At 43.6% G+C, this 21991-nt stretch carries 17 protein-coding genes; 10 read left to right on the forward strand and 7 right to left on the reverse strand.

Features of this window, described 5'->3' with window-relative positions; all coding sequences use genetic code 11:
- The first annotated feature begins 10 nt into the window (after nucleotides 1–10).
- The 5 genes from carB to Q4561_RS17030 all read left to right on the forward strand — a co-directional run bounded on the left by carB (nucleotide 11) and on the right by Q4561_RS17030 (nucleotide 7635).
- A complete protein-coding gene (gene carB / locus Q4561_RS17010) occupies nucleotides 11–3226 on the forward strand; it encodes a carbamoyl-phosphate synthase large subunit (protein ID WP_303462291.1) in 3216 nt (1071 codons plus the stop codon).
- 126 nt (nucleotides 3227–3352) lie between these two features.
- Complete coding sequence (greA, locus tag Q4561_RS17015) at nucleotides 3353–3829, forward strand: transcription elongation factor GreA (RefSeq protein ID WP_211069449.1); 477 nt, start codon at nucleotides 3353–3355, stop codon at nucleotides 3827–3829.
- A 415-nt stretch (nucleotides 3830–4244) separates the two neighbouring features.
- On the forward strand, nucleotides 4245–6110 hold the full coding sequence (locus Q4561_RS17020; RefSeq protein ID WP_303462295.1) for a hypothetical protein: 1866 nt from the start codon (nucleotides 4245–4247) through the stop codon (nucleotides 6108–6110).
- A gap of 486 nt (nucleotides 6111–6596) precedes the next feature.
- Nucleotides 6597–7142, forward strand: coding sequence for an NUDIX hydrolase (locus tag Q4561_RS17025; RefSeq protein WP_303462297.1), 546 nt, complete (start codon nucleotides 6597–6599; stop codon nucleotides 7140–7142).
- A gap of 103 nt (nucleotides 7143–7245) precedes the next feature.
- Nucleotides 7246–7635 carry a DUF3224 domain-containing protein gene (locus Q4561_RS17030; protein ID WP_303462299.1) on the forward strand — a complete coding sequence of 130 codons (390 nt, stop codon included), beginning with the start codon at nucleotides 7246–7248 and terminating at the stop codon, nucleotides 7633–7635.
- Between the two features lie 173 nt (nucleotides 7636–7808).
- On the opposite strand, the gene Q4561_RS17035 is transcribed toward Q4561_RS17030, so the two are convergent.
- Nucleotides 7809–8252 (reverse strand): Hsp20 family protein, encoded by a 444-nt coding sequence (locus Q4561_RS17035; protein ID WP_057792724.1) that lies wholly within the window; start codon nucleotides 8250–8252, stop codon nucleotides 7809–7811.
- Nucleotides 8253–8826: 574 nt separating this feature from the next.
- Between Q4561_RS17035 and Q4561_RS17040 the strand changes: the two genes are divergently transcribed.
- On the forward strand, nucleotides 8827–10008 hold the full coding sequence (locus tag Q4561_RS17040) for an acetate kinase (RefSeq protein ID WP_303462301.1): 1182 nt from the start codon (nucleotides 8827–8829) through the stop codon (nucleotides 10006–10008).
- Nucleotides 10009–10070: 62 nt separating this feature from the next.
- The gene (gene pta / locus Q4561_RS17045) at nucleotides 10071–12206 is read left to right on the forward strand and encodes a phosphate acetyltransferase (protein WP_303462303.1); all 2136 of its coding nucleotides are present in this window, start codon (nucleotides 10071–10073) and stop codon (nucleotides 12204–12206) included.
- Nucleotides 12207–12614: 408 nt separating this feature from the next.
- Here pta and lnt read toward each other — a convergent pair whose 3' ends face one another.
- From lnt to miaB, 5 genes are all read right to left on the reverse strand, one after another.
- Nucleotides 12615–14129 (reverse strand): apolipoprotein N-acyltransferase, encoded by a 1515-nt coding sequence (lnt, locus tag Q4561_RS17050; RefSeq protein WP_303462304.1) that lies wholly within the window; start codon nucleotides 14127–14129, stop codon nucleotides 12615–12617.
- 5 nt (nucleotides 14130–14134) lie between these two features.
- Nucleotides 14135–14992 carry a CNNM family magnesium/cobalt transport protein CorC gene (corC, locus tag Q4561_RS17055; RefSeq protein ID WP_303462306.1) on the reverse strand — a complete coding sequence of 286 codons (858 nt, stop codon included), beginning with the start codon at nucleotides 14990–14992 and terminating at the stop codon, nucleotides 14135–14137.
- Between the two features lie 127 nt (nucleotides 14993–15119).
- On the reverse strand, nucleotides 15120–15587 hold the full coding sequence (gene ybeY, locus Q4561_RS17060) for an rRNA maturation RNase YbeY (RefSeq protein ID WP_303462308.1): 468 nt from the start codon (nucleotides 15585–15587) through the stop codon (nucleotides 15120–15122).
- A complete protein-coding gene (locus Q4561_RS17065) occupies nucleotides 15584–16696 on the reverse strand; it encodes a PhoH family protein (protein ID WP_303462310.1) in 1113 nt (370 codons plus the stop codon). Before Q4561_RS17065 ends, ybeY begins: the two co-directional genes overlap by 4 nt.
- 26 nt (nucleotides 16697–16722) lie before the next feature.
- Complete coding sequence (gene miaB, locus Q4561_RS17070; RefSeq protein ID WP_303462329.1) at nucleotides 16723–18156, reverse strand: tRNA (N6-isopentenyl adenosine(37)-C2)-methylthiotransferase MiaB; 1434 nt, start codon at nucleotides 18154–18156, stop codon at nucleotides 16723–16725.
- A gap of 424 nt (nucleotides 18157–18580) precedes the next feature.
- Between miaB and Q4561_RS17075 the strand changes: the two genes are divergently transcribed.
- Both Q4561_RS17075 and Q4561_RS17080 read left to right on the forward strand, forming a co-directional pair.
- On the forward strand, nucleotides 18581–19825 hold the full coding sequence (locus Q4561_RS17075) for an FAD-dependent monooxygenase (protein WP_303462312.1): 1245 nt from the start codon (nucleotides 18581–18583) through the stop codon (nucleotides 19823–19825).
- On the forward strand, nucleotides 19813–19989 hold the full coding sequence (locus tag Q4561_RS17080; protein WP_211069439.1) for a hypothetical protein: 177 nt from the start codon (nucleotides 19813–19815) through the stop codon (nucleotides 19987–19989). Before Q4561_RS17075 ends, Q4561_RS17080 begins: the two co-directional genes overlap by 13 nt.
- A 246-nt stretch (nucleotides 19990–20235) precedes the next feature.
- Here the strand turns inward: Q4561_RS17080 and Q4561_RS17085 are convergent, their stop codons facing one another.
- Nucleotides 20236–20817, reverse strand: coding sequence for a TetR/AcrR family transcriptional regulator (locus Q4561_RS17085; RefSeq protein ID WP_303462314.1), 582 nt, complete (start codon nucleotides 20815–20817; stop codon nucleotides 20236–20238).
- 155 nt (nucleotides 20818–20972) lie between these two features.
- Here Q4561_RS17085 and Q4561_RS17090 point away from each other — a divergent pair, with 155 nt between their 5' ends.
- Entirely contained in the window at nucleotides 20973–21524 is a 552-nt protein-coding gene (locus Q4561_RS17090; protein WP_303462316.1) for a carboxymuconolactone decarboxylase family protein, read from the forward strand.
- The last annotated feature ends 467 nt before the right edge of the window (nucleotides 21525–21991 follow it).

Consider the following 21991-nt stretch of genomic DNA (forward strand, 5'->3'; position numbering starts at 1 on the left):
CGAGCCCGCTATGCCAAAACGTACCGACATAAAAAGTATTCTCATCATAGGTGCTGGCCCTATTGTCATTGGCCAGGCCTGCGAGTTTGACTATTCAGGCGCTCAAGCATGTAAAGCGCTACGCGAAGAAGGTTATCGCGTAATTCTGGTTAACTCGAATCCCGCCACTATCATGACCGATCCTGAAATGGCCGATGCAACATACATCGAGCCCATTCATTGGGAAGTGGTACGCAAAATTATCGAAAAAGAGCGTCCGGACGCTATTCTGCCAACCATGGGCGGACAAACCGCGCTTAACTGCGCGCTCGATTTGGATCATCACGGTGTATTGAAAGAGTTCAGTGTTGAACTTATCGGTGCAACGGCTGATGCTATCGATAAAGCGGAAAACCGTGAGCGCTTCGACAAGGCAATGAAAAACATTGGTCTTGAATGCCCACGTGCTGAAATTGCACAAAGCATGGATCAAGCCCACGATGTATTAACGCGCATTGGCTTTCCTTGTATCATTCGTCCATCATTCACCATGGGTGGAAGCGGCGGCGGTATTGCATACAATATTGACGAATTTAACGAAATTTGTGGCCGTGGTCTCGACCTTTCACCTACCAAAGAACTCCTTATTGATGAGTCGTTAATTGGTTGGAAAGAATACGAGATGGAAGTAGTTCGCGACCGTGCAGATAACTGCATTATCGTGTGTACTATTGAAAACTTCGACGCCATGGGTGTACATACTGGTGATTCAATCACAGTAGCGCCAGCGCAAACCCTTACTGACAAAGAATTCCAGCTAATGCGTAATGCTGCTATGGCAGTATTGCGTGAAATCGGTGTTGAAACCGGTGGCTCGAACGTTCAGTTCGGTGTTGATCCAAACACAGGCCGAATGGTGATCATCGAGATGAACCCGCGTGTATCGCGTTCATCTGCATTAGCATCAAAAGCCACAGGTTTCCCAATTGCCAAAGTGGCTGCCAAGTTAGCCATTGGTTACACCCTTGATGAGCTTGCTAACGATATTACTGGTGGTTTAACACCAGCATCGTTTGAGCCTTCAATCGATTATGTAGTCACAAAAATTCCTCGCTTTAACTTTGAAAAATTTGCTGGCGCGAACGATCGCTTAACCACGCAAATGAAATCAGTGGGCGAAGTAATGGCGATTGGTCGTAACCAACAAGAGTCATTACAAAAAGCACTTCGTGGCCTTGAAGTTGGCGCGAATGGCTTGAACTCAATGGTCGATTTAGAAGACCCTGAAGCACGCAATAAAGTTATTTACGAACTACGTGAACCTGGTGCTGAGCGTATTTGGTATATTGGCGATGCGTTCCGCATGGGCATGACCGTTGATGAAGTATTTACCCTCACCAACGTAGACCGTTGGTACTTAGTTCAGCTTGAAGAGCTTATTCAACTTGAAGCTCAAGTTGCTGAGTGCGGCTTGCACGGCATTGATGAAGACCTTATGCGCAAACTTAAGCGCAAAGGTTTCTCTGACTCTCGTTTAGCAGAGCTAACGAAAGTGGCGGAAGGTGACATTCGTGAAACCCGTCGCGGCTTTGGTGTAACGCCAGTGTATAAGCGTGTTGATACTTGTGCGGCAGAGTTTTCTACCAGCACAGCTTACATGTATTCAACCTACGATGAAGAGTGTGAAGCTGACCCCACTGACAACGATAAGATTATGGTGTTAGGCGGCGGTCCAAACCGTATCGGCCAAGGGATTGAGTTTGATTACTGTTGTGTTCACGCGGCGCTTTCAATGCGTGAAGACGGTTACGAAACCATTATGGTTAACTGTAATCCTGAAACGGTTTCTACTGACTATGACACATCTGACCGCTTGTACTTCGAACCGGTTACGCTTGAAGACGTGCTTGAGATTGTGGCTAAAGAAAAGCCAAAAGGCGTGATAGTGCAATACGGTGGCCAAACGCCGCTTAAATTGGCACGTGCCCTTGAAGCTGCTGGTGTACCTATTATTGGTACGTCGCCTGAAGCTATCGATAGAGCAGAAGATCGTGAACGTTTCCAGCAAATGGTAAACAAGCTAGGCCTTAAACAGCCTGCGAATGCTACCGTGACCAATATTGAGCAAGCCCTTGCAATGGCTGACGGTATTGGCTTCCCACTTGTAGTACGTCCATCGTACGTACTCGGTGGTCGCGCAATGGAAATTGTTTATGACCTTAAAGACTTAAAACGCTACCTAACGGAAGCGGTTAAGGTTTCTAACGATTCTCCTGTATTGCTAGACCGCTTCTTAGATGACGCGATCGAAGTTGATATCGATGCAATTTGCGACGGTAAAGAAGTGGTGATTGGCGGTATCATGGAACATATTGAGCAAGCCGGTGTTCACTCTGGTGATTCAGCCTGTTCATTACCACCACACTCTTTAAGCAAAGAGATTCAAGACACTATGCGTGAACAAGTGAAAGCCATGGCGCTTGAACTTGGTGTAGTTGGCCTGATGAATACACAATTCGCGGTAAAAGATGGCGAAGTGTACTTAATTGAGGTTAACCCACGTGCAGCACGAACAGTGCCATTTGTGTCGAAAGCCACAGGTGTTCCACTTGCTAAAGTGGCTGCGCGCGCCATGGCGGGTGTTAGCTTGGCAGAGCAGGGTGTTACGACAGAAATTATTCCTCCGTTCTACTCTGTGAAAGAAGTGGTATTGCCGTTTGCTAAATTCCAAGGTGTTGACCCACTATTAGGCCCAGAAATGCGCTCTACTGGCGAAGTGATGGGTGTGGGTGATACCTTCGAAGAAGCGTATGCTAAAGCTAACTTAGGTGCAGGCGCGCCATTACCTAAATCAGGTAAAGCGTTAATCTCTGTACGTAATAACGATAAGAATAAAATTATTGAATTAGCCAAAGCATTGAACGGTGCTGGATTTAGCATTGAAGCGACTCGCGGTACAGCGACAACACTTTATGATGCAGGTATTGCCTGCTCTGTAGTGAATAAGCTGTCTGAAGGTCGTCCTAACATTGTGGACTCTATCAAAAACGGTGAGTACGCCTATATCATCAATACAACGGAAGGTCGCCAAGCGATTACCGACTCGGTTTATATTCGCCGAGAAGCATTGTTGAATAAGGTTACCTACACCACCACAATGAATGCTGCTTTTGCCACTATTCGTGCGAAGTCAGCAGACGATCGTGACAAGGTTGCTTCAGTACAAGAGCTTCACGCAAGACTCTAACACTGATGACATTACATGGGATACGCGGTATCCTGTGTATATGACACTTATGTGAACCAATCAAAAGTGCGCCGGAAGGCGCACTTTTTTCTGTTTAAAATCAACTAGCCAGTCGAGACTGTATTCATGAGTCAGTATCCAATGACCGCGCACGGCGCACAGCTTCTGCGCGACGAACTAAACGAACTTAAAACAAAAACTCGCCCGCGTATTATTCAGTCTATTGCTGAAGCTCGCGAGCACGGCGACTTGAAAGAAAATGCTGAATATCACGCAGCCCGTGAGCAGCAAAGTTTCTGTGAAGGGCGTATTCAAGATATAGAAGGTAAATTGTCGAACGCACAAATTATCGATGTTACTAAAATGGAAAACAAAGGTAAGGTGATATTCGGCACTACCGTTACCATTTTGAATGTTGATACCGACGAAGAAACCACGTATCGCATTGTGGGCGACGATGAAGCGGATATTAAGCAAAACCGTATTTCGGTAAATTCGCCTATCGCTCGCGGCCTTATTGGCAAAGAGCTTGATGATATGGTTACTATTCAAACGCCAGCAGGCAGTGTTGAAGTAGAAATTATCGACGTAAAATATATCTAATACGGTATTTTATATTTGATTAAAAAAGCTGGTTTCGACCAGCTTTTTTGTACCTAAAATTCACTTTTCAAAACTGGACACCCACCTTTTTAAAAGTTGGACACACACTCAAGTTGCTCGTCATTCGACATTACTGAAGTTGGACACACACTCAAGTTAACTATCTTTCGCTATACCTAACCTTAAACTGACAGGCATTTCATACTCAATTATGACGGACTAGTTATGCAGACTAATACCCGTTGCTTGTTTTACGAATTAAGTTAAAGACTGCTGCATAGTGAAGACGCCTAGCATTAGTTTTACTGTATGATTTACCCTCAAGCGTAAAGACTGTGCTGAACCATTCTATTTTGATTGAATAAGCACATAGGAAGGTTTATTCTCCCTAAGCTTTTATTTAACAAGGATTTTTATGGCTTACGATTTTGGTTCACAAACGTTAGGAATTTCAAACCCGTTTAAAAAAGAAGGGATGTTCCGAGCGATAGGAGGTGCACTAGTACTGGCCTTAGCCCTTTATGCGGTGGCGAGTGTCCCCGACCTTTTTGCAGAAAATAAGGTTCGCGGATATACGATGCTCGGCGTTGCTTTTGTACTTATAGTATCGGGGATAAAGCATTGTGCTATAGGCATTTTGCAACTGATGCGCTTCTTCGTAGGCCGAACAGTACCTACGTCTCTTGCGTATAACCACTCTGTTTCTGAACAGGATGCGGCGCAAGCAGAGAAAAAGTCTTTGCTGTACTCGAAAGAAAGTTTGCACGCTATGTTGATGGGCAGACGAAACACTACGTTCGAAGAGCCCCGTGGCTGGTTGGCCAGGCTTGTACATAGTGTATTACCTAAGCTAACGTTTTTACCGTTTCCTTTACGTCATTTATCCCAAGAAATTATCGCTATGGCGGTTACTTTTGTTGTAGCGCTTCTGGCGTTCGCTATTGTTTACTTTCTTGTTAGTAGTGGACTGGCGGGTGAAGTAGCCAAAGTGCTCGTTATGCCCATTCTTTCAATTTTGTTATTAGTTTATTTAATTGCTAACTGGGCCTCTACTGCCAAGGGCATCCATAATGAAGGGAATTCACAGTTAGCTAAGGCCAGTAGCTTGTCGTTGGGCGTTATCGTAGGCTTAGCGATAGTTGTGCCGCTAGGGGCTGGAGTGTTCCTAGATGAGTTAGTTGGCCGTGATATCGACAAGGTACAAGAATGGGCAAATACGTTTCCGTTGTTTAGTGCATGGGCTAATTTAGGGTTACTTTTGTTTTGTGTAGTCGCTGTGATGACCGTAATTTTGCCATTACTTTATAGCCGCATGGGGCAGGTTACACCTAAAACTGAAGTCAGTGAATTTCGAGCGAATATGCAAGAGTCGGTTCATCCTAACGAAATTTTTATAAATATTGAAAATATCGTATTGGCTAACCGAAGATATCGTGAAGTGCCAAATCGTATTTACGCAGACTTCGATCCTCGATTAAAAGAGCAAGCTGAAGGCAAAGGAAGCTTTGAAGGCGAACTGCTTATTGAAACGCAGCCAACAGTAACTGATGGCGTAAGCTTATCCGAGAAAAAGAAAGTCTTATTAACCGCAGTCGCGCAGGTAGCAGTAGTGGCATCAGCTGTTCTATTTTATGTGGGTGGATTGCAGTTATCTGAAGTCTTAGATTTAGTCATCCAGCAGGGCGTCAATACCGAAGCTAAATTGGATACGGCAATCGCAATGGGCAATAACCTTATTTGGTTGGTTTTTGCGTGGTTAACCGTTCGTGGCGCCGCGAATGTGATGAATAAAGCCTCTCATATGTTTTGGGGTGAAATGACATTTTCATCCTTGCTCATGTTTATGAAGACCGAAGGCACTTATACCGAATCACGTGTATCTACTGGTATGTCTATTCACGATTCTACTCGTTCTGAAAACGTGGTAGTTCGAAGCAGTATTACCCCTTGGATTATTACCAGCAGAATTAATACCTCTATTTTTGCTACAAGCGGTATGAACAACCTAGAGACACCTCGTTTTATTATGGGGTTAAATAAAAACGATGCTGAGCTTGGTGAGATTGTTGCCGAGATTAAGGCGTTTTTACGTGGGCGTGAAACCATTGCCTCTATTACCAATGAAGCTGATTTAGCGAATGCAGGCACTATTCACCAAGTGAACCAGCAAACTCGCAGTCACAATGATGCCCCTCAAAGCAAAATTACTCTAGAGCAAGAAGAAGAGGCTGCCGGTTTCTTACGTAATAATGCAGATGAAGAAGATGAAAACAAAAGCTAAACCTTAGTTTTATTCATCGGTTTGTTTAATGTAGATATCGAATGCATCTATAGAAAACATACATTGGACACACACTTAGTCTTAATAAATATGAGTGTGTGTCCAACTTTTTACAGCTTTTGTTTGTTACTACAACTCATATCTCTGCCTCTCGCCCCCTACATTGATTACTTTATATAACTCATTTAGTTAGCTAACAATCACGTACATTTGTGTGGCTGTCCTATTTGTCAGGTTAGCTAACAATCACGTGCATTTGGGTGACTGTCCTATTTGTTACAGTCTATTTAGAGTGACTGTCCAAGCTTCTTTCTTTAAAGCTGGTTCGACTGCCTGTTGAGTGTCTGTCCAACGAATTGCGAGTGACTGTCCAACTTCTAGTTAAGTGTGTGTCCAACATATAGTTACTTCGGTGGATGGCGGGAGTTGCTCCTTGCTATAGGCACTTGTACACTAACTTTTTAAGGTTCACTGAAAGGCACTATTATGTCGGATAAGGATATTGAAACCCTCTCATCAACTGTGGTTTATGAGAATAAGTGGCTGAAGGTACGTGAAGATAAAATTCGCCGTGCTAGTGGAAACGAAGGCATTTATGGCGTGGTAGAAAAGCCAGACTTTGCCATTATACTGCCTATCGATGGTGATATTGTTTATTTGGTTGAGCAGTACAGATATACCGTAGAACAACGATTACTAGAATTCCCTCAAGGTGCCTGGGAAGATAATCCTGATGCCGATCCTAAACTGTTAGCTGCAGGCGAACTGCAAGAAGAAACTGGATTTACTGCTGACCAAATGCACTATGTTGGTTTTCAATATCTTGCTTATGGTTTCTGTAATCAGGGGTATCATATTTTTGTCGCGAAAGGGTTAACCCAAGGCGCTCAAAAGTTAGATGTAGAGGAAGAAGATTTAAAAATTATACCCGTACATTTAAAGGAATTAGAATCTATGATTGCTGACGGTACGATAAAAGATGCATCAACGTGCAATGCATTTGGCCTTGCACGCCTTAAAGGCTTTGTTTAGTTAACGCATTGATTCAGGGTTGTAACAGCATGTAACATTTTTATGTTGAATGCTGTCAAACTCGATTGTATTGTGTGTCCTCACTTTTTCTTTGGAGCAAACAATGAACTGCAATGGGCAATTTACCATTACGGGGTGGGATGAAAATATACTAAGCGAAAAACGAGAAGGTGTTAAGCAAACCCATGCTAGCATTACGCAAGCTTATGAAGGAAGTATGGCGGGGCAAAGTGACGTTGAGTTTCTAATGTCGTATCAGACATCAATGTTGGCACAGTTCGTTGGATTCGAAAGTTTTGTTGGTGTTATCGACGGTCGTCGAGGAACCATTTCGTTTAAGCATGATGGCAAATTTGAAAATGGCGTAGCAAGTAGTTCATTTTCAGCTATTGAAGGTAGTGCTACCGGTGAGCTTTCAGATTGTGTGATCACTGGCGTTTTTGAATCGGCTGAAAACGGTAAGGCTAACTACTCAATTAATATTGCCGAATAACTTAAAGATTATCGATTTTGGTTTTTAGTTAGTTAAGTGAATAAACTGGAATTTATTAAATCAAATTTTCATTTATTTAAGCATTATTAAGCTAATAATAACCTTACTAAAACGAAAAAACGGCGCTTTTCAGCGCCGTCCAAAACCAGGGAAACGATTTTTAAAAGCTTTGTTTAACTCTCTATTAATCGAGAACCAATCTCAATTTGACGAGGTTTTTTAGCTTCGGGTATGACACGCTCCATATCGATGTGTAATAACCCATTTTCCATATCAGCTGCTAACACTTTCACGTGGTCACCAAGCTGAAATTTTCTTTCGAAATTACGCTCAGATATACCTTTATGAAGGAACTTACGCTCGGCGGATTCTTTTTCTTCCGGCTTGCGTGTACCTGTTATCACTAGGGTATTTTCTTGAACCTCAATGGACACGTCATCTTTACTGAAACCCGCTATCGCCATTGTGACGCGATATTTATCATCGCCAAGCAATTCAATGTTGTAAGGGGGATAAGTACTTTGTTTTTCAGCACGAGAAGCAGCGTCAACAAGTGAAGCTAAGTGGTCAGAACCAATAAATGAACGGTAAAGTGGAGATAGATCGATAGTACGCATAGTCATATCCTATTAATTTAGCAATATGTTAAAAATAATTCGCCCCGACTATTCGGCGGCGGTGTTGTCAACCTGAGCTTTCAGCGTCGACATAATAGATATAGGGTGGCTCAAATTCTTTTCAAGGGCTTTTTTTAAAAATTTTTAAAATTAATCAAAAATCTTCAAATAGCCTTAGTTTTTACCTCCGTTACCAATATTAATTAATACTAACCAAAACTAATGTTTGCTAGTTACCGGTGTCACTATTGTGGTCATTAATAGTGCGTTTTGGGTTATAAATAAATGTGAGCTAATCTTTATTATTCAAGCCACATGTAACAAATTCAATTCTCTATTTCTTTGCGCAATGATTTTTACAATGGTCCATGATTTCCCAAAACAGCCTAAAACAAAAATTAAACCATTGAACAACGCCGTGTTAAATGACAATTAATTGTATTTAGTTGGGTTTGGATAGTATTATATCCAAACACTTTAAAGTGTTTTAAGTAGATGCGTTAATTAAGCATTCAAGTACAAAAATGCTACACTTAGCTCTCTTTCTGTTAATCAATCAAACTCAAGAAATCTAATGAAAAAAGAAGTTATTGTTTTAAATTGCGGTAGTTCATCAGTGAAGTTCGCCATTATTGATGCTGATACTGGTGAGGCAGGACTTAGTGGCATTGCAGAAAGCTTAGGTAATGACGACGCAAGCTTATCGTACAAGTTAAACGGGCAAAAAGAGCAGCAGACCCTACCTGCCAATGCCTCACATGCAGAAGCCTTAGCAGCTATTCAAACTATCATCTCAAGTACTGGCGTTCAGCCCATTGCGCTAGGTCATAGGGTAGTGCACGGTGGCGAACGCTTTAAAGAAGCGGCGTTAGTAGATGACAGCGTTCTCGCTTCAGTGGAAGAATATGCCAGTATGGCGCCGCTACACAACCTAGCTAACTTAAAGGGCATCACGACGGCACAAGCTGCTTACCCTGACTTGCCTCATGTTATTGTGTTCGATACCTCTTTTTTCCAGCAAATGCCAAAACGTGCTTACATGTACGCGCTACCTAAAGCTTTGTACGAGCAGCACGGCGTACGCAAATATGGCTTCCATGGCACTAGCCATAAATTCATTTTAGATAGCACTGCGCAGCTACTTAATAAGCCTGTTGAAGAAACCAGTATTATTAGCGCGCACTTAGGCAATGGGTGTAGTGTTACGGCAATTGAAAAAGGGGTAGCAGTAGACACCAGTATGGGCTTTACGCCTCTTGAAGGCTTAATGATGGGCACTCGCTGTGGTGATATCGACCCTAGCTTGCCAGGTACCTTGCAAGAAAAGCTTGGAAAAACGGCTGCCGAAATTAATTCACTCATTAACAAAGAGTCGGGCCTTGCCGGTATTTCTGGTTTAAGTAACGATTGTCGTACATTAGAAGAAGCGGCTGAAGCGGGTCATGAAGGCGCATTGTTGGCTCTTGAAATGTTTTGCTATCGGTTGGCGAAATATATCTCTAGCTACATGATAGCGGTGCCATCATTAGATGCCGTAGTGTTTACTGGTGGCATTGGTGAAAATTCATCGTACATTCGTGCTACTACCATGGGCTACTTTTCTCACCTTGGTGTTACTCTAGATGAGCAAAGCAACCAAGCCATGCGTTTTGGTGCAAAAGGAAACATAGCGTCTTCTTCATCCACCAAACCTGTTTTAATCGTACCCACTAATGAAGAATGGGTTATCGCCGCTGAAGCTGCGAAATTTGCCTAGCTTTTTTAGATAAATTTTTGCATAAATTTTTCGCTTAAATTGTTTTCGCTTTAGGAGCAACTATGTCACGCCGTATTATGCTGATCCCTGTTGGCACTAGCGTAGGGTTGACCACCGTCAGCATTGGGCTTGTTCGTGCCTTAGAAGAACAAGCCATTAAACTGAATTTTTTTAAACCTGTAGCACAGCCACGTAAAGGCGATACAGGTGAAGAACGCTCAACGGCTATTATCAGCCACCATTGTAGTGTTAAACCTATTGCGCCCTTCGATTTAAATGTAGTAGAGCGCATGATCAGTAGCGACAATACTGATGAATTACTCGAAGAAATTATAGAACGCTTTGAGGCCCATCAAGAACCCGATGCGGTAGCAATTATTGAAGGTTTGGTGACTACACGCCATCATCCATACGCGGAGCGGTTAAACCTTGAAATTAGCCGGGCGCTAGATGCCGACATGGTGTTTGTTTGTGTACCAGGCAATGAAGATCCTGTTGATATTAACCATCGTCTTGAAATTGTGGTTGATGCATACGGCGGCCACAAAAGTAAAAAGGTAATAGGGTGCATATTTAATAAGGTAAATGCACCTTATGACGAGCATGGTCAACTACGAACCGATTTAAGTGTACTAGAAGCCCCCGAGCATGATGAAACGCGAACCAAAGCGTTGCGTGAGTTACCTATATTCGCAAGAGGGTTGACCCTGTTGGGAAATATTGATTGGAACGCCGAGCTCATGTCTCCCCGTGCCATTGATATTGCTAAGCACTTAAATGCTACGCTCATTAACGAAGGTAATATTGCTTCTCGTCGATTAAGTAGCGTTACTTTTGCTGCCCGCGAAATTCATAATATGACCCACACGTTAAAGCCAGGCGCGCTACAAGTGATGTCGGGGGATAGAGGTGATGTGTTTGTTTCTTGCTGCTTAGCTGCATTAAATGGCACCAAGATAGGGGCATTATTGCTTACGGGTGGATACTATCCGGATGAAAATATAAAGCAGCTTTGTAGCCAAGCATTAGAGACCGGCTTGCCTGTTATGTTGGTAAATACGAATACATGGCAAACCGCACAGAACTTACATGCATTTAATCAAGAAGTGCCGGTAGATGATAGCCAGCGTATCGAAAAAGTAATGGTACATGCGGCTGAAAGTTTAGATGCAAAATGGGTGTCTTCACTTACGGAAAAAGTAACGCGCCAGAAGAAACTGTCGCCGTCTGCATTCCGTTATTACCTAACCAATCGTGCCCGACAAGTTAACAAGCGTGTGGTACTGCCTGAAGGGAATGAACCACGCACTGTGGCTGCAGCTGCAATTTGTGCTAAACGTGGACTAGCGCGCCCTGTGCTGATTGGTGATGAAAGCGAAATTCAGCGGGTTGCACAACAACAAGGTGTGGTATTGGGCGACGGTGTTGAAATTGTATCACCTGCGGCCATTCAAGAAGATTACGTTGCTGGGTTAGTGAAGCTTCGCGGTCATAAAGGGGTAACCGATGTGGTGGCTAGAGAGCTACTGCAAGACAACGTTACCTTGGGAACTATGATGTTGCAGCAAGGTGATGTAGATGGGCTAGTATCAGGCGCAGTTCACACTACGGCAAATACCATTCGCCCAGCATTGCAGTTAATTAAAACGGCGGAAAATGCGGCGTTAGTTTCCTCGGTATTTTTTATGTTATTGCCAGACCAAGTCTTGGTGTACGGCGATTGTGCGATTAACCCCGATCCTAATGCCCAACAGCTTGCGGATATTGCTATTCAGTCTGCTACGTCGGCGCAAATGTTTGGTATTGAGCCAAGAGTGGCCATGATCAGTTACTCTACGGGCACATCTGGTGCGGGTAGCGATGTTGAAAAAGTGCGTGAAGCTACCGAAATTGCACAAAAGCTTCGCCCTGATTTACTGATAGACGGCCCGTTACAATACGACGCAGCTGCCATTGAAAGCGTAGGGCGTAGTAAAGCACCGAATAGCCCTGTTGCAGGTAAAGCCAATGTATTTGTATTCCCAGATTTAAACACCGGGAACACCACTTACAAAGCGGTACAGCGTAGTTTTGATTTGGTATGTATTGGGCCAATGCTGCAAGGTATGCGAAAGCCAGTTAATGATTTAAGCCGTGGAGCGTTGGTAGATGATATTGTGTTTACTATTGCGTTAACCGCCATTCAGGCGGCAAATTAGTTAGCGGCTGTATTGCTAACTCAGGGGCGTATTAGCTAGTTCAAAGCTGTATTATTAGCTCAAGGCTGTGTTGATTAGCTTAAGGCTATTTTATTAGCTCATGGCTGCATCGATTAGTTCATGGCTTTATCGGTTAGCTCATGGCTGTATCGATTAGTTTGTGGCTATAAAAACTAGATAGTTACACATACAAGAACGGCGCATAATGCGCCGTTTTTTTATATCTACGTTCAGTCGGCCTAATAAAGCTCACGGTGCTTACCAGTAAACCTCAAGGTGCTTACCATAACTCACCCAGTTAACTTAACCTATGTTTGATAATAAACCCAAGGTTGTTCAGTAAGCGCCTTCTTCAGTAAGTGTATTGCTTACTAAAGGTATTCTTCATTAAACATATTCTTCACTAAATTAATAACCACTAAGCCCAGCACGTTTTCTTAGCCACAGTGCAATAATGAAAAATACCAATACTAGCAACCATACGGCCATATCTTGTACTAAGTAATAGGGCGTGAACCCTGTGGTAGCCAATACAGGGGCCGTTAAACTGGCCGCTTCAAATTGAGGTAATCGTGCAGTTATATTGCCTTTATGGTCAATAAAAGCAGTGACACCGTTGTTAGTCGCGCGCACCACAGGGCGGCCGAACTCTAACGCACGCATTCGAGCAATTTCTAAATGTTGGGCAGGACCATGGGAATGACCAAACCACGCATCATTACTTACCGTAATAATCATGTCGGTGGCTTTGTAGATATTCGCCGCCACTTGTCTTGGGAATGCGATTTCAAAGCAAATCGCGGGAGCCAAATGAATACCGTTGGCAACGAGATTTGCTTGTTGAAAATTACCTCGCGCAAAGGAAGACATGGGTAAGTCAAACAAGGGCGCTAACGGGCGTAGCCAATCTTCAAAAGGTACAAATTCACCGATAGGTAGCAAATGATGTTTAGCAAACCGGTTATTGTGAAAATACTGATAATCGGGCATAGAGGAATCGGGCGTTCTTTTACCTAATACAATGAGGTTATTCCACGCTTCATCGGTTTCCCAATTGTAATTTACTATGCCTGTGATAAGCGCAGTATCTTCATCAAAGGCGCGGGCATTCACTTCAGCTAAATAACTTAATGCAAGGGGCTCTAACTTTGGAACTGCCGCTTCAGGCCATATTATAAGGTCGTTACCCCACAACGGCTCAGTAAGGTTTAAATAACGGTTCATGGTTGGGGCGTCTTGTTCAGGCACCCAGCGCAAAGACTGCGCAATGTTACCCTGCGCCATCGCTACGTTGTACTGTTTCTTAGGGGCGACCCATGTGTGCTGATTAGCAATGAAGCCACTCACATATAAAGCCAAGGTAACAACAATCGCACCAGCAAATTGGCGCTTTGTGTTAGACACTGCAAATAAACAGGCCGCTATAACCAGCAGCGCAGTAATGCCAGTTTCACCAATAATAGGTGCCCACCCAGCTAACGGGCTGTCTATTTGGCTGTAGCCTAAAGACAACCAAGGGAAGCCGCTTAGTAACCAGCTTCGTAACCATTCGGCAAATACCCAGAATAACGGTAGGGCAAGCGGCCAAAGTCGGTGAGGGAAGTAGCGAGCAGTTAATTTGAATGCTAGCGCAGGAAACAGCGCAAGGTAGCTACACAGCGCAAGCATTATGGCAATAGAAGCAATTAGAGGTAAGCCACCAAAATCGGCAATGCTCACGTGTACCCAACTAATACCTGCACCAAACCAACCCAGCCCAAACACCCAGCCAGCTAAGAGAGGGCGGAGGGGAAGCTTTATGATTTGTCGTATTGCTAATGCAAATGCAGGTATGACAAGTGGCCACATACCAAAGGGCGCAAACGCCAGCGTTAAGCTAGCGCCGCTTAGTAAAAGCAGTAAATAAGGAATGAACCGTTTCAACGGAGTTACTCCAGAGAGGCCACCGACACTTTTAGGTGTATAAGACGGCGTTTATCAGAGTTGGTTACCTTAAAGTGAATATCACCAATAGTAACTTCGTCGTTCGTTTCAGGCATGTGCCCAAACGCTTTAAGCACAATACCACCAATGGTATCCGCTTCTTCTTCACTGAATTTGGTTTCAAAGAAGGCGTTAAAGTCGTCAACAGGTGTTAGCGCTTTAACAGAATAAGTCGATTTATTTAGCGGGCGAATATCATCGGTACCGTCTTCTTCGGTATCGTATTCATCTTCAATTTCGCCAACAATAATCTCTAGAATGTCTTCAATGGTAACAAGACCAGAAACACCGCCATATTCATCTACAACAATGGCCATGTGATAGCGTTGTTGACGGAATTCTTTCAGTAGTACATCCACTCGTTTACTTTCCGGCACGATAACAGCAGGGCGCAATATATCGCGTAGATTTAAGCTTTTCTCAGAGTTGAAGGCATAGCTTAGCAAATCTTTAGCTAGCAAAATCCCTTCAATATGATCTTTGTCTTCACTAATAACAGGGAAGCGGGAGTGGGCTGATTCCAACACGACAGGTAGGAATTCATCTACATTTTTTTCAACATCTATGGTGGTCATCTGCGCGCGTGGGATCATAATATCCCTAACTCGCATTTCGTTGACACCTATAACACCCTCAATCATCTCTCGGGTTTGGGGATCGATGATTTCGTTCTGTTCGGCTTCAGTAATTACTTCAACCAATTCTTGTTTACTTTTCGGCTCGCCAGAGATAGAAAGTTTAAGCTTGTCTAACCAACTTTTTCCTGAGGAGCCGTTGGTAGAGTGAGGGTTATCGTCGCTCATAATGTCCGCTAATTTATTAATACAACGTCAACGTTAAATGTCTTGGGGTGGGGCGTCAATGCTTTATTGATTTTTTGCACATGAAATGCGCGCTTACCCTGATGCAACTCGTTGGCGTTATTGGGTTTTATTGATATGGATTACCAATATTTAAAGTTGCCAATATACGAATCTCTTTCGCTTCCATAATGTCCGCGTCGGCATCGTCAATGTGGTCGTATCCAAGAAGGTGTAATATTCCGTGAACGACCATATGGGCATAGTGGTTGGTGGGTGTTTTGTCTTGCTCTACCGCTTCACGCATGATTACAGGCACACAAATAACCAAATCGCCAAGCAAGTTCATCTTTATGCCTGGCGGCACTTCAAAAGGAAAAGACAGCACATTTGTAGGCTTGTCTTTACCTCGGTATTCATGATTTAGCGTTTGTGATTCTTCATCATCGGTGAAGCGTACGGTAATTTCTTGCTCACCGGTATTTTCTGCTACCAGTACCGCATTCGCCCAGGTTTCAATTTGCTCAATAGAAGGAATGGCCTTAGCCATTTCATCATCAGCATCATAAGCTTGCTGGTAATCTACAATAGCGATCACTTGGTATCGCTATTTTGTTGTGCAGATGTGCTATTAGATGAACTACCAGACGAGGCATTAGCATCAGCTTGCTCACGTTGAAGGCGAAGGGCTTCTTCTTTCTTTTCTATACGAACTCGCTCTTGTTCAGCGTCATAATGTTCATAGGCGCGAACAATACGAGCCACAACAGGGTGTCTTACTACATCATCAGCGTTAAAGAAATTAAACGAAATATCATCTACGTTATCTAACACTTCAATAGCGTGGCGCAAACCTGAACGGGTACCACGAGGTAAATCTACCTGGGTGATATCTCCGGTAACAACCGCTTTTGAATTAAAGCCAATACGGGTTAAGAACATTTTCATTTGTTCTATCGTGGTATTTTGGCTTTCATCCAAAATAATAAAAGCATCGTTTAACGTACGGCCGCGCATATAAGCTAATGGTGCAACCTCTATCACGTTACGTTCCATTAGCTTTTCCACTTTTTCGAAACCCAACATTTCAAACAAAGCATCGTAAAGCGGGCGTAGGTAAGGGTCGACTTTCTGAGAAAGGTCACCCGGCAAAAAGCCTAGCTTCTCACCCGCTTCTACAGCAGGGCGCGTAAGAAGAATTCTACGTATTTCTTGGCGTTCTAGCGCATCAACAGCTGCGGCTACTGCAAGGTATGTTTTACCTGTACCCGCAGGGCCCACACCAAAAGTGATATCGTAATTTAGAACATTAGCCACGTACTGAGCTTGATTCGGATTGCGGGGCTTAATAACGCCGCGTTTGGTGCGAATGTGCACTTCTTTACCGAAATCGCCAGAGCCGGACTCTGTATCTTGCTCTAAAGCCGCGGCTTGCTGAATAGCAAGGTGCACCTGCTCAGGTTCAAGTTCGGGTAAGCGGCCTTTTACCGGCTGTGTTTCTACATACAGTTGCTTAAGTAATTCAGTAGCACTATGGATTTGGCGAGGCTCACCTAGCACCTTAAACGCGTTATTTCGGTAAGTAATTTCTACTCCCAACCTGCGTTCTATTTGCTTAATGTTGTCGTTAAACGGGCCACATAAGTTAGACAAACGTTTTGTGTCTGCCGGTTCCAAATCAAATTCATTACTTACCAATGTACTCAAACTACTGTATTCCTCACTTTTACTATTTATGCTGGGTTGAATTGACCTACGCCTATTGCGTCAGGCAAATCAGCCTCGTGCTTAGCCATAATAGATTGGGGCGAAACGGCAACACGCAAGCCCATTTCATCTTCACGGCGAATAACGTCGCCACGTAATGAATTAGAAAATACGTCTGTCACTTTCACGTCTACGAATTCACCAATCATATCCGGCGTACCTTCGAAGTTTACTACGCGGTTATTTTCAGTACGGCCTGAAAGCTCCATAGGATTTTTCTTTGAAGGGCCTTCAACCAAAATACGCTGCTCGGTATCTACCATGTTACGGGCAATGCGTAACGCTTGTTGGTTTATACGTTGTTGCAACAAGTACAGGCGCTGTTTCTTCGCGTCTTCGGTTACATCATCTACCGCGTCTGCTGCAGGTGTACCAGGGCGTGCACTGTAAATGAAGCTAAAGCTTAGGTCGTAATCAATGGCCTGGATAAGGTCCATTGTGGCTTCAAAGTCAGCATCGGTTTCACCTGGGAAACCAATAATGAAATCGCTCGACATACTAATGTTAGGGCGAACTTTACGAAGCTTACGAATTTTAGACTTATACTCAATGGCCGTGTGACCACGCTTCATTAAGTTGAGAATGCGATCTGAACCACTTTGTACAGGCAAGTGAAGGTGATCTACAAGCTCAGGGATAGTGGCGTACACGTCAATAATATCATCGGTAAATTCAACCGGATGCGACGTGGTGTAACGAATTCTGTCGATACCGTCGATAGCTGCAACAAGCTCTAATAACTCGGCAAAGCGACATACGGTGCCATCGTGGTTTTCACCGCGAAACGCGTTTACGTTTTGGCCTAACAAGTTAACTTCTCGTACACCTTGACCGGCTAGCTGGGCAATTTCTAGTAATACGTCATCAACCGGACGGCTTACTTCTTCACCGCGGGTATAAGGTACTACGCAGAATGTGCAGTACTTAGAGCACCCTTCCATAATAGAAACAAACGCCGTAGGGCCTTCAGCACGAGGCTCTGGCATGCGGTCGAATTTTTCAATCTCAGGGAAGCTAACGTCGATCACCGACTTTTCGCCGCCTTTAAGTTGGTTAATCATTTCGGGCAAACGGTGCAATGTTTGCGGGCCGAAAACTAAATCAACATAAGGGGCGCGCTGACGAATAACGCTACCTTCTTGAGAAGCTACGCAACCGCCAACACCAATAATAAGCTCGGGTTTATTTTGCTTAAGGTTCTTCCAACGACCAAGCTGGTGGAACACTTTTTCCTGCGCCTTCTCACGAATAGAGCAGGTGTTAAGCAAGATAACATCGGCTTCTTCCGCAGTTTCTGCTGCAGAGTAGCCATGAGTAGAGTCGAGTAAGTCTGCCATTTTTTCCGAGTCATACTCGTTCATTTGGCAGCCCCAGGTTTTGATATACAGCTTTTTAGTCATAACAACTAGTCGATAACCTGATAGAGTTCCCGTAAGCAATTGACTGGCGGTTGAAAATGCCACACGCTAACTAGGTTAGGTGTAATTTCTGGCAAAGCCTGCCACTGCAGTTTTGGGAAGATGTTCAAAATAGCCGCGTATTTTACCTGTTATAACGTCGATTGCCCAGTGTATTCACCCACATTCGCCGGAATTTAATGCACAGCCATCGTGCAAGTGCAGTGTGGCTGATATAAAGAGTGAAATAGAACAAATAAGTAATATAAAAAGGCAAACGTATTTGGGCTCACATTCGTATAAGTTACGATTGCAAAGCGGGTAAGCTATTGGTTATTGCAGTGAGTCATGTAGCGGGTAATTTTCTGAGTATTCTAGCGGCTAAGCTAGTGGCCCAGTTAGTAGGTAAGTAAAAGAGATTTACAGTATGTATGATTTTTGTATTAATGGCGGTGGTATGGTTGGGGCTGCGCTTGCACTAGGTTTAGCGAAGCAGCAATACCGTGTAGCCATTATTGAACCCCATATCCCTACAGGCTTCGATAAATTCAGTAAGCCCGACTTAAGAGTTTCTGCCATTAGTGATGCGTCTGTTTCCTTGTTAAGGTCGTTAGGGGCGTGGGAATACATTGAAGCAATGCGCGTTAAACCCTATACCGGCTTAAGTGTATGGGACGACCCAGCCCATCGAACGGACTTTACCGCACAAAGTATTGATGTGCCCCAGCTAGGCTTTTTTGTTGAAAACCGTTTATTACAGTTAGGGTGTCATCAAGCGCTAAAGGCGTTTGATAACGTTACCTGGTTTACCGGCTGTAAAGTTACCGATATCACGCTTGGCAAAAGCTCGGTTAGTGGCTCGGTTAGTAGCTCGGTTGATTCTGATGCCTCGAGAGCCCATGCCGCCACCCTTAATCTAGATAACGGCGAAACTATTCACGCTAAATGGCTTATTGGCGCAGATGGTGCGGCTTCGCAAGTTAGACAGTCTGCAAATATTGGCGTGTCTGGTTGGCAATACAGCCAACAAGCCATGGGCATTACCATTGAAATGACAAATCCGGTTGATGCTATTACATGGCAAGAATTTACCCCTGATGGCCCTAAAGCGTTTTTGCCAATGTTCGACAATTACGCCTCGTTAGTATGGTACGACTCGCCCGATGAACTCAAACGCCTATCAACCCTAACTGCCGTTCAGTTAAAGCAAGCCATTATAGATGCGTTTCCTAGTGAGCTTTTAAAAAATGGTAACGACTTCACGGTAATTGATAAAGCCAGATTCCCCTTAACCCGTGCGCATGCTAGTCGTTACGTTACCGATGGCGTTATTTTGGTGGGCGATGCGGCGCATACTATTAATCCATTAGCAGGGCAGGGCGTGAATTTAGGGTTTAGAGATGTTGAAACCTTATTGGCGGTTACAGCTGAGCGCATCGATTTAACGTCGCTAGAGTTTAGAAAGCGCTTAATAACAAGCTACGAAAAACCGCGCCAGCGTGATAACGGGTTAATGATGTCTGCCATGGATGGTTTCTACGGCTTGTTTAGTAACGATATTGGCCCCATTAAATGGTTAAGAAACCAGTTACTTTCTGTAGCTCAGCAGTTTGAGCCAGCCAAACGGGAAGTACTTAAATATGCGATAGGAATGCGAGAATGGAAGTTTTAATAATACTTGCCGTACTGTTCGGCGCACTTTTCATAGTGATACCACTTATCGAGCGCTCTAAAATGCGCATCAGCGACGAAGACACCGCCAAATGGGCGAAGTGGATTTGGCCGCTAATGGGCATATTACTGGTAGCACAACTTCTTCGAATGATGTTTAGTTAGTTGTTCGGATGGGAAGATGGTGGACCTTGTGAGAGCTTGCATTAGAAACGCGCGGTAAACCCATCTATGGGCGTTCTGCCACAGCATCCATGCTGTGGAAGGTTTCTAATGCAAGCACTCCCAATTCTTTAGATACATCGAGCAAAAAAACCTTTAGAAGCACATGAGCGTAAAACCATCCATAGCTGCTCTGCCGCAGCATCCATGCTGAGGAAAGTTGCTAATGCACACCCACCATTTACATCATTACTCAGGCCAGGACGTTTTAAGGTCGATGAGTACTTTATCAATCATAGATTCAATGGCGAGATCGTCGGTTTGCATTAAGGCAAAAGTACGAAGCCCTACAAATTGGTTTTGTAACCAATCGGCAGCTTTATCAACCGGTGTGCTCGCGGGTAGTGAATTGGTTTGAACGGCCTTTTCTACAATAGATTTGAAGCAAGTTCTTAACGTACTCATGCCATCAAGCACAGATTGTTTGCCGTTATCACCCAACATTTCCAATTCGGTAATAGACTTAATTAACAAGCATTGGCGCTGAAAGCGCATTTCTTCGGGGTTAATAAGCTCGCTGACAAAAAAAGCACGTAAGGCATCAAGCGGGTTATTGTCATCAATAACGGTGCTGAGCTTCTGCTGAGTGTTGGCTACATACTTTTCCACTACTAATTGGAACAAACCTTCTTTACTTTTAAAGCGGGCGTAAATGCTGCCTGGTCGCATATCTAAGGCTTGTTGAATATCGCGCATACCAGCGGCCTGAAAGCCTTTTTGCCAAAAAAGCGTGGTGGCCTTCTCAATCACTTCAGACTCTGCATATTTCATTCTGGTATACCTTATATTCGAATGTTTTGAACACTTGTTCAATTATGACTTGAACAAGTGTTCAAGTAAACCTATATTGTATTACATCTAAACGTAATCAGTATTTATTATCATTTTAGTTACTGGTTTTCAGTTCACATCAATAGGAGAGTGACATGAGCGATTTTACATTACACACAGCAGATAGCGCACCAGAAGCAGCTAAACCACTTCTTGAGAATTCTCAAAAAGCTTTCGGTATGATCCCTAACTTGCATGCAGTAATGGCGGAAGCGCCAACGTTGCTTGAAGGTTATCAAATACTTCACGGTTTGGCGCAAGATACGTCATTCAACGCAGAAGAGCTTACTGTAGTATGGCAAGCGGTTAACGTAGAGCATGCGTGTCATTACTGCGTACCAGCGCATACCGGTATTGCTAAAAGCATGAAGGTAAGTGATGAGCTAATTGAAGAGTTACGCAACGACGAAACTCTTTCTGATGCCAAGCTAAACACGTTAAAAGATACCGTACTAGCGGTAACTCGTGGTCGCGGCCATATCGATGATGCACAGCTTAAAGCGTTTTACGATGCAGGTTATGCTCATAAGCAACTATTAGAAATTATTCTAATTTTGGCGCAAAAAGTGATGAGTAACTACACAAACCACCTAGCTGAAACCCCTGTAGACGATGCATTTAAATCGTTTGCCTGGGAACCGAAGTAGGCAGGCCGGCAGGAAATTGAGTTAACAGTGATTAATTGATATTAAAATAAATTCTATTGCTGGTAATTTAAAAAAACGAAGGCGGGTTCTGATTATCAGAATCCGTCTTTTTAATGAGGGGCACCTAAATCCAGTTGTTACAAACAAGTACAAAGCACTAACCCAAGTGCTGAAATTCCCTCGCTAATGCACAGCAAGTTATAGAAGCTGCGAGATTGTTTATATACATGTTCTTCAACTAGCGCCTCGCTACGTATCGATTTATTCCGAGTTTATCTAACATTGGGGCTTACTCAAGAAAGTAGCTTATTAGCTCAAAAGCTAATCTTGTTAGTTAACCCTCAGTACGTGAAAATTGAAATCGTAAATTGTTAAATATCGTCAGCTTTTATTACAAGTAATTTGGCTAATGCGAAATCATTCGCGCTTTATTTAACTGAACCTATTTATTAGTTCATGTACATGCT

Source organism: Alteromonas sp. 1_MG-2023, assembly GCF_030547075.1.
GTDB lineage: Bacteria > Pseudomonadota > Gammaproteobacteria > Enterobacterales > Alteromonadaceae > Alteromonas.